Origin of the sequence: Rhodococcus sp. BS-15 (assembly GCF_000813105.1) — a bacterium.
Lineage (GTDB): Bacteria > Actinomycetota > Actinomycetes > Mycobacteriales > Mycobacteriaceae > Rhodococcoides.
The window spans coordinates 1-8,572 of record NZ_BAOX01000216.1 but is presented as its reverse complement, the minus strand read 5'-3'; the positions used below and the strand labels follow the sequence as shown (position 1 = coordinate 8,572).

Annotated in this window: 9 protein-coding genes and 2 pseudogenes; 8 read left to right on the top strand and 3 right to left on the bottom strand. The window is 64.8% G+C overall.

Going from position 1 to position 8,572, the window contains the following annotated elements:
• A pseudogene (locus RHBS_RS20010) lies at positions 1–1,566 on the top strand (DNA translocase FtsK); the annotation flags it as partial.
• Positions 1,567–1,651: 85 nt separating this feature from the next.
• Here the strand turns inward: RHBS_RS20010 and RHBS_RS20005 are convergent.
• Positions 1,652–1,936, bottom strand: a complete 285-nt coding sequence (locus tag RHBS_RS20005; protein ID WP_128646293.1) for a YciI family protein — start codon at positions 1,934–1,936, stop codon at positions 1,652–1,654.
• A gap of 41 nt (positions 1,937–1,977) precedes the next feature.
• Positions 1,978–2,565 carry an amino-acid N-acetyltransferase gene (locus RHBS_RS20000; protein ID WP_128646292.1) on the bottom strand — a complete coding sequence of 196 codons (588 nt, stop codon included), beginning with the start codon at positions 2,563–2,565 and terminating at the stop codon, positions 1,978–1,980.
• A 140-nt stretch (positions 2,566–2,705) separates the two neighbouring features.
• On the opposite strand from RHBS_RS20000, the gene pgsA reads away from it, so the two are divergent.
• The 5 genes from pgsA (at position 2,706) to RHBS_RS29165 (ending at position 6,124) form a co-directional block, all read left to right on the top strand.
• On the top strand, positions 2,706–3,398 hold the full coding sequence (pgsA, locus tag RHBS_RS19995; RefSeq protein WP_121870062.1) for a CDP-diacylglycerol--glycerol-3-phosphate 3-phosphatidyltransferase: 693 nt from the start codon (positions 2,706–2,708) through the stop codon (positions 3,396–3,398).
• A 252-nt stretch (positions 3,399–3,650) separates the two neighbouring features.
• On the top strand, positions 3,651–3,992 hold the full coding sequence (locus tag RHBS_RS19990) for a helix-turn-helix domain-containing protein (RefSeq protein WP_121870061.1): 342 nt from the start codon (positions 3,651–3,653) through the stop codon (positions 3,990–3,992).
• 137 nt (positions 3,993–4,129) lie between these two features.
• Positions 4,130–4,939, top strand: coding sequence for a PspA/IM30 family protein (locus tag RHBS_RS19985; protein ID WP_094615295.1), 810 nt, complete (start codon positions 4,130–4,132; stop codon positions 4,937–4,939).
• A gap of 43 nt (positions 4,940–4,982) precedes the next feature.
• Positions 4,983–5,852: a hypothetical protein gene (locus RHBS_RS19980; protein ID WP_237669476.1), complete on the top strand. Its 870-nt coding sequence runs from the start codon at positions 4,983–4,985 to the stop codon at positions 5,850–5,852.
• A gap of 98 nt (positions 5,853–5,950) precedes the next feature.
• Positions 5,951–6,124, top strand: a complete 174-nt coding sequence (locus tag RHBS_RS29165; protein ID WP_187298568.1) for a hypothetical protein — start codon at positions 5,951–5,953, stop codon at positions 6,122–6,124.
• Positions 6,125–6,138: 14 nt separating this feature from the next.
• Here the strand turns inward: RHBS_RS29165 and RHBS_RS19975 are convergent, their stop codons facing one another.
• Positions 6,139–6,960 carry a diacylglycerol kinase gene (locus RHBS_RS19975; protein ID WP_306303561.1) on the bottom strand — a complete coding sequence of 274 codons (822 nt, stop codon included), beginning with the start codon at positions 6,958–6,960 and terminating at the stop codon, positions 6,139–6,141.
• 297 nt (positions 6,961–7,257) lie between these two features.
• On the opposite strand from RHBS_RS19975, the gene RHBS_RS19970 reads away from it, so the two are divergent.
• Complete coding sequence (locus RHBS_RS19970) at positions 7,258–7,896, top strand: TetR/AcrR family transcriptional regulator (protein ID WP_237669473.1); 639 nt, start codon at positions 7,258–7,260, stop codon at positions 7,894–7,896.
• Positions 7,897–8,011: 115 nt separating this feature from the next.
• Positions 8,012–8,572, top strand: a pseudogene (locus RHBS_RS19965) (glycosyl transferase); the annotation flags it as partial.

Below are 8,572 nucleotides of genomic sequence, written 5' to 3'. Positions count from 1 at the left end.
CGTGAAGGCAGCCGAACCGAAGCAGGCAGCCGAGGACGACAAGATCGTCGTCGATCGCGTCGTCGACGGGGATTACACGCTTCCGTCGCTGTCGCTACTGATCGACGGGGATCCGCCCAAGACCCGCAGCCAGGCCAACGACGCCATGATCGAGGCGATCTCCGAGGTACTCGAACAGTTCAAGATCGATGCTGCGGTCACCGGTTTCACCCGCGGGCCCACGGTCACCCGCTACGAGGTGGAGCTGGGCCCCGGCGTCAAGGTCGAGAAGATCACCGCACTCGCGCGCAACATCGCCTATGCCGTCGCCACCGACAACGTGCGTCTGCTCGCGCCGATCCCGGGTAAATCCGCGGTCGGTATCGAGGTACCCAATTCGGACCGAGAGATGGTCCGCCTGGCGGACGTGCTCACCGCACCGTCGACGCGAAAGGATCACCACCCGTTGGTGATCGGACTGGGCAAGGACATCGAGGGCGACTTCGTCAGCGCCAACCTCGCGAAGATGCCCCACTTGCTGGTGGCCGGATCCACCGGTTCCGGTAAGTCGAGCTTCGTGAACTCGATGCTCGTCTCGCTGCTCGCTCGGGCGACGCCGGACGAGGTTCGGATGATCCTGATCGACCCGAAGATGGTGGAGCTGACGCCCTACGAGGGCATTCCGCACCTGATCACCCCGATCATCACGCAGCCCAAGAAGGCTGCCGCGGCTCTGGCCTGGCTCGTCGAGGAGATGGAGCAGCGCTACCAGGACATGCAGATCAACAAGGTCCGCCACATCGACGACTTCAACAAGAAGGTGCGTTCCGGCGAGATCACCGCACCGCTGGGCAGCGAACGCGTCTATCGGCCCTACCCGTACATCCTCGCGATCGTCGACGAGCTGGCCGACCTCATGATGACCGCTCCCCGTGACGTCGAGGAAGCGATCGTGCGGATCACGCAGAAGGCGCGTGCAGCCGGCATCCACCTGGTGCTCGCCACCCAGCGTCCCTCGGTCGACGTCGTCACCGGTCTGATCAAGACGAACGTGCCGTCGCGTCTTGCCTTCGCCACCTCGTCCCTGACCGACTCCCGCGTCATCCTGGATCAGCCGGGTGCGGAGAAATTGATCGGTATGGGCGACGCGCTCTTCCTACCGATGGGTGCAGGCAAGCCGACGCGTCTGCAGGGTGCGTTCATCACCGACGAGGAAATCGCTGCCGTCGTCGACTTCGCCAAGAACCAGGCCGAGCCCGAGTACAACGAGACCGTCACCGCCGCGAAGGTCTCGGACAAGAAGGACGTCGACCCCGATATCGGCGATGACCTCGACGTGCTGTTGCAGGCGGTCGAGCTGGTCGTGACGAGTCAGTTCGGTTCGACGTCGATGCTGCAACGCAAGCTTCGAGTCGCTTCGCCAAGGCCGGGCGATTGATGGACCTGATGGAGAACCGCGGAGTCGTCGGCCCCAGTGAGGGATCGAAGGCCCGCGAGGTGCTCGTCAAACCGGACGAGCTCGACGGTCTGCTGTGGTCGATCAAAGGCGGCGACCCGGACGAGCAGCCCGCGTCGGACGAGTTCTGACGGTCCTGGTTCGCGTGAATGAACCACTGCAGCCGTCTCGGCGGTGTGCAATGGTCCATTCACGCGAACCGGGTGAGCGGGCCGATCAGGATGTGAAAGTGCCCATGACGGGCGTCCACTCGTGGAACGTTGCCGTCTCGATCAGGTTCTCCACCGCGAACGGATCCTGCGCGAACAGCGTTTCGACGGTGGCGGCATCGGGACCTTCCACCAGCAGCAGTGCGCCGCTGCCGTCGGCGTACGGCCCGCTCGACACGAGGGTCTTCCGGTCGAGTAGGTCGGCCAGCCAGGCACGGTGTGCCGCGCGGTGGGTGTCGCGTCCTTCCGTGGTGGCGGGCGAGTAGGTGTAGCTGACGGCGATCAGTGGCATGGAGCTCTCTTCCGGATTCGTGGGGTGATACCGGAATTCTGTCAGAGCGAGAGCAGCATCCGCGTGTTGCCCAGAGTGTTCGGTTTGACGTAACTCAGGTCCAGGAACTCCGCCACGCCGGTGTCGTACGACCGGCACATCTCCGCGTAGACCTCGGCCGTCACCGGGGTTCCGTCGATCTCGGCAAATCCGTGTCGGGAGAAGAAATCCACCTCGAAGGTCAGCACGAACACCTTCTGCAGCGCCAGATCGCGAGCGACCTCGATCAGTTTGGCGACGATCAGGTGGCCTGCTCCGTGTCCCTTCGCGGCGGGATCGACGGCGACGGTGCGAACCTCGCCCAGATCGGCCCACAGCACGTGCAGCGCACCGCAGCCGATGATCTCGCCGTCACGCTCGGCGATCCAGAACTCCTGCACCGCCTCGTACAGGGTGACGAGGTTCTTCTCGAGCAGAATGCGTCCTGCGTAGATGTCGATCAAACGCTTGATCTCGGGGATGTCGGAGGTCCTGGCTCGACGCACGACGAGGGTGCCGTCGTTCGCGGAGCGACGGTCCGCGATGTCGGAATTCACGTCGGAGTCGGGGTCTGCGATGCCGCGACTCGCCCGATTCGGCCCAGAAGTCATGGGGTGAACAGTAGTCAGTACTTCAACCGATAAACTTTTCGTGTGTCGCTTCGTGAGCTGTGTCCCCGTCTCAGCGGATCGGTGCTGCGCAAAAGCCGACACGCCGACCGGTACGTCGTCGACGGCTCCCTGGTTCGCCGATGAGTGGGCCGGTCACGCCCGATCACGGCGTTCCTTCCAGTGGCGAGATTCCGGGCAACCGCGCGTCCGGCACAGGAGATTCTGCGCGCACGTCGGGGCTGCCCCACAGCAACGCTGTCGCCGGTGGGCCGGACGAAGTGCCCCTGCTCAATATCGCGAACGTCCTCACGGTGCTCCGGATCGCACTGGTTCCGGTCTTTCTCGCAGCGCTGTTCGTCGGCGACGGCCAGGACACGACCTGGCGGCTGGCGGCAACCGCGATCTTCGCTGCTGCTGCCATCACCGACCGGATCGACGGCCAGTTGGCCCGCAAATACGGTCTCGTCACCGACTTCGGGAAGATGGCCGACCCCATCGCGGACAAGGCACTGATCGGTGCCGCGCTGGTGGGACTGTCGATGTTGGGCGACCTGTCGTGGTGGGTGACCGTGATCATCGGGGTGCGGGAAATCGGCATCACCGCCGTGCGGTTCGCCGTCATTCGCCACGGCGTCATCCCCGCAGGCCGCGGCGGCAAGGTGAAGACTCTGGTGCAGACGTTCGCGATAGGGGTGTACCTGTGCCCGCTGCCGAGCGTCGTCGACCCGTTCGCGGTTGCTCTGATGGCGCTGGCGGTACTACTCACCGTGTACACCGGCCTGGACTACGTGGTGCAGGCCTTTCGTCTGCGACGAGGCGTGTCCTCCGCGTGAATCCTTCCGACGTGACCTCGACAACGGCCGTGTCGCGCGCGGGCGAGCAGGCGAACGAGTCGGGGGGATACAGTCTTGGCAGCCGTGTCGGAGCAACTTCGGCGCGTGTCGGAGTGAACGGGCATATAGGGTCGGGAACCAATCGGACCGGCTGGGACGTTGAACATCGTGACGGCTTCGGACGAACGAGATATGAACGTTGTCGTCTCGGCGGCACAGTCGTCGGCACGAACACCAACGAGGAGGAGCGAGATGGCGCTGCTATTGCGTGAAGCACTCGGCGACAGTCTGCGGCGTACTCGCGTCGCACAGAGCCGAACCCTGCGTGAAGTCTCGAACACCGCACGCGTGAGCCTCGGATACCTCTCCGAGGTGGAACGCGGTCGCAAGGAGGCGTCGAGCGAACTCCTCGCCGCGATCTGCGACGCCCTCGCCGTCCCTCTCTCGGACGTCATGAGCGATGTCAGCGTGACACTGTCCGACGCCTCCACCGCGGCCGCGCGGCTCGACGACGCGGCTGTCGCCACCCGTATCGACGGCGAGACTCGCGTCGTGATTCCGGCACCTGCTGCCAGAGCTCTCGCCGCCGCCTAAGATCGGAAAAGTACCCAGTTCCACTCCAGACCACGCACCCGACTTTCACAGCACGGACAGGTTCATTTCGGTCACTGCGAGAGCAGCCGACCCGTACGCGGCCACCGCGGCGCAACAGATGGAGGCAGGACCACCCCATGGCTAATCCTTTCGTCAAAGCCTGGAAGTACATGATGGCGCTCTTCAATTCCAAGATCGACGAGAAGGCCGACCCCAAAGTTCAGATTCAGCAGGCGATCGAAGACGCGCAGCGGCAGCATCAGGCACTGTCCCAGCAGGCCGCGTCCGTCATCGGTAATCAGCGCCAGCTCGAAATGAAGCTCAGCCGGCAGCTGGACGAGGTCGAGAAGCTCAACGCGAACGCTCGGCAAGCGGTGACGCTGGCCGATCAGGCCGCCACCGCAGGCGACATCGAGAAGGCCACGCAGTACACGAACGCAGCCGAGGCATTCGCTGCGCAGCTGGTGACCGCCGAGCAGAGCGTCGAGGACCTCAAGGTCCTGCACGACCAGTCCCTGCAGGCGGCCACCCAGGCCAAGAAGGCCGTCGAGCAGAACGCCATGGCTCTGCAGTCGAAGGTCGCAGAACGCACGAAGCTGCTCAGCCAGCTCGAGCAGGCGAAGATGCAGGAGAAGGTCAGCGAATCCCTTCGGTCGATGGACAGCACCCTGTCCGCGCCCGGCAACACCCCGAGCCTCGACGCTGTGCGCGACAAGATCGAACGTCGCTACGCAGATGCCCTGGGATCGGCGGAGCTGGCGCAGAACACGGTCTCCGGTCGCATGATGGAGGTCCAGCAGGCATCCGTGCAGATGGCGGGCCACAGTCGCTTGGAGCAGATCCGCGCATCGATGGCAGGCGACTCGCTGCCGTCCGGCAATGCCGCGGCGAAGCCGTCGATCGCCAAGTCCCCGGACGCGACGCCCGAGCCCCCGGCTCAGGCGTAGATCGACCTGACGAACACCTTGGTCGTCCGACAGCAGCGTCGACATGGGTAGAAGAGATCACGAATCCGGCCGGTCGCGTAAGCGGCCGGCCGTTTCGCTCGATCGAGAGTCCGTGATCGCGGCCGTCACCGAGTCCGGTGCAGTGGTCAGGTCTCTGGCGGAGTCCGCTCGTAGCGTCGGGACCTCGATTCTCGACGCTGCAGGACGTCGGAAGGACCCCCGCGTCAAGCATCTGAAGAAGATTCGCCGCGCCAGGCGACGCGGAATCAGGTTCGGAGCCGCGTCCACGACTACAGCGGTGGGAACTGCGGGGATGGCGGTGTTGTCGGCACCGGAGTGGACTCTGTTCGTGGGCGGCGGTGGTGCTGCCCTCATGGCCGTCCCGGCGGCATTTGCGGTGACGCGGTTGCGGCGTCTTCGGGCTCAACCGGTCCCCGTGGGCCTACCGACCAAGCGCGTGTCGCCGCAGCGCGGATCTGCCGCATACGAGTCGATGACCCGACTGGCCGGTGCCGAGCAGAGTCTGTTCGAGCTGCTGGGGATCCTGGCGAGGTCCGAGACGATCGGTGCCGACGACGTCGAGGAGATGATCGCGGTGACCTCCGATGCAGCCCGCGGTCTCGAAGGAGTCGCCGTCGACATCGCCGCTCTGGAACGTGCGGGGGCGGCGAGCGCTGTGACCCGCGAACACCTGCGCAACGGAATAGCCTCGGCTGCAGCCGAACTCGCTACCGGGGTCGATCAGTACGAGCAGCTCGTCGCAGCGGCCGCGCGGATGACCGGACCGGCCGGATCGGCGTCGACGACGGTCGTGGAATCGCATCGACGCGAGCTGCTGTCGGCGACGGATCGACTGCAGGGATGGGCCGAGGCGCTCACCGAGATCGACCAGATCCGGTCGCGGCACCGCTGAGACAATTCAGGGTTCACCCCGATGTGTTCGTCGCGCCCTGGTGACAGTATCGAAGTACGCGATACGACACGGTGCGCGGCGACACGGTAGGAGCACTCATGTTCTGGAAAGTACTGGGATTCATCGTTCTGATCTGGATTGCGCTCGCGCTTCTGGGCACCATCGTCAAGGGTGTCTTCTGGCTGGTGGTGGCCGGCGCGATCGTGTTGGGACTGGTGTGGCTGTACAAGGCGATCTCGTCGAACGACGATCGCTCGTCGCTGAAGTTCTGACGCGGCGGTACCGGTCACCCACGAGACGCAGAAACCTGATCTACGAACACTCGAAGTGCCCGCGACACGCAACGTGCGGTAACAGGTAGTTCTGCGACACGTTCCCCGTCCGAATAGGCGACGATTCCGTCGCACCGCAGCGTGACATGCGTCGAGGTGTAGGTGTCGACCTCCGGCAAGTCGATGTGTGTTCCCCGATAGAGAGTCGGCGACAGTCCGAGCAGTCGCGTCCGACTCACCGCGCGAACGACGGTGACATCGAGCAGGCCGTCGTCCACCCGCGCGGCAGGGCACACGACCATGCCGCCTCCGTAGCTCCTGCCGTTTCCGACCGCGACCAAGGTGGCGTCGAGGCGAAGTTCGGCATCGTCCAGTTCGATGACGTACGGGAGCTTTTCCAGTGACGCCAGCTGTAGCATCATGGCCGCGTTGTACCGGAGAGGTCCGCGCGGCCAACGCAGTCGCTTGGCCCTCTCGGTGACCAGAGAGTCGAAACCACTGGACAGGACGGTGGCGAACCAGCGCTCGCCGATCCGGCCGAGATCGATTGCGCGCGTGACGTTGTCGGCGACAATGTCGGCTGCATGGGCAGCATCGTCGCGAGGCAGGCCCAGAGTCCGGGCCAGATCGTTGCCGGTGCCGGCCGGGATGAGGCCCATCGGAACGTCGGTGCCGGCGAGCACTTGAACGACGAGATTGACGAGCCCGTCGCCGCCGACGGCGACCACGGCGTCCGTACCGCTGCCGACGGCCTTCTCGAGCAATGTCAGCGCATCTCCTGGTGTGCGGCCTTCGATGGCCGTGACGTGAAGTTCTCGCTCCCTCAGGCGCGCCACGGCGCGCGTCCGGCGTGCCCTGCGCGCCCACCTCCGGCCATCGGATTGGTCAACACCGTCACCGATCGGGTCACGGTTGCAACGATTCGTCGATCACATCGATCAGCTTGCCAGGGTTGACGATGGCCGTGGTGGTGACCGAGACGATTCATCGCCGGATGCCTCCGGCGTACATTGCGCATGAGTGTTACCGGTGATTTGCGGGCCCAATGTGCGTGTAACCGTGAGGTACTGTAACGAAAAAGATTGTTATCGCTGGAAATACAGTCCTTTTGTCCGAATTGCGAAGGGTGGCACGTGATCGAGCAGCCGGTGTCGAGTCCTGTCTCGTCCGAGCCCCCGCAGTCGCCCTCCCCAACCGGTGCTCCCGAGAAGTCGGTCGAGGACACCGTTCTCGACGCGGCCCGGTCCTGCATCCTCGAACACGGAGTCAAGCGCACGACCTTGGCCGAGATCGCGCGTCGTGCCGAGGTCAGCAGGCCGACCGTGTACAGGAGATGGGCCGATACGCGAGCAGTGGTGTCGAGCCTGCTCACTCGTGAGATCGGCGCCCTGATTCCTAGTTTCGATGCCACCGCGTCGGCTCGCGATCAGATCGTGACTGCCGTCGGCGAAGTTGCCGACCGCATCCGACTCCATCCGCTGTTCGTGAAGATTCTGCGTTCCGATTCCGACGTGTTGGCCACCTACATTCTGCATCGACTCGGAACCAGTCAATCGTTGATCATCGACGCACTGTCTTCTCTGGTCGTTGCCGGACAACGTGATTCCTCGATTCGTGCGGGGGATCCCACCACTCTGGCCACGCTGGTGCTGCTGATGGTGCAGTCCGCGGTGCAGTCGGCGGAGATGGTGTCCGAGCGTGTCTCCGGTACCGAGGTGACACGCGAGATGGCGTATGCGGTCGACAGTTACCTCCGGACCGAGAGTGCGTGAACGAGGCTGCGTCGAACGCGATCTCGACCGATCGCCGCACAGGTTCGGGCCGACTCTCACGACCTGATCTCGGCACACGTCGAGCGGCACGGCTCGAGTGTGGCACGCTGTATTCGTGCGAGTAGCAGTGGTGGCCGGGCCCGATCCGGGGCATGCTTTTCCGGCAATCGCGCTGTCTCTGCTCTTCCGCGCGGCAGGCGACGAACCGATCCTCTTCACCGGTAGCCGGTGGGTGCCCGACGCGCATGCCGCGGGGCTGCGGGCGCTTCCGTTGGGTGGCCTTGCACCGCGGCCGGAGGACGACGATCTCGATGCCGGACAACGCATCCACTCACGGGCGGCGTTCGTCTCGACCGAGTTGCTGCCCGACCTCGAGCGGGAGAACGTCGATCTCGTCGTGTCCGACATCCTGACCGCAGGCGGCGGTATGGCCGCCGAGCGGCTCGGTATCACCTGGGTCGAACTCTCGCCCCATCCACTGTATTCGCCCTCGAAAGGGTTGCCTCCCATCGGAAGTGGCCTGGCTCCGGGGACCGGGGTTCGCGGCAGGCTGCGCGACACCGTGATGCGCGCGTTGACGGCACGCTCGATCGCTCAGGGGCGAGCTCAGCGGTCAAGCGCACGGACGAGCATCGGGCTGCCTGCCGAGGATCCGGGCCCGGCTGCTCGGGCTCGA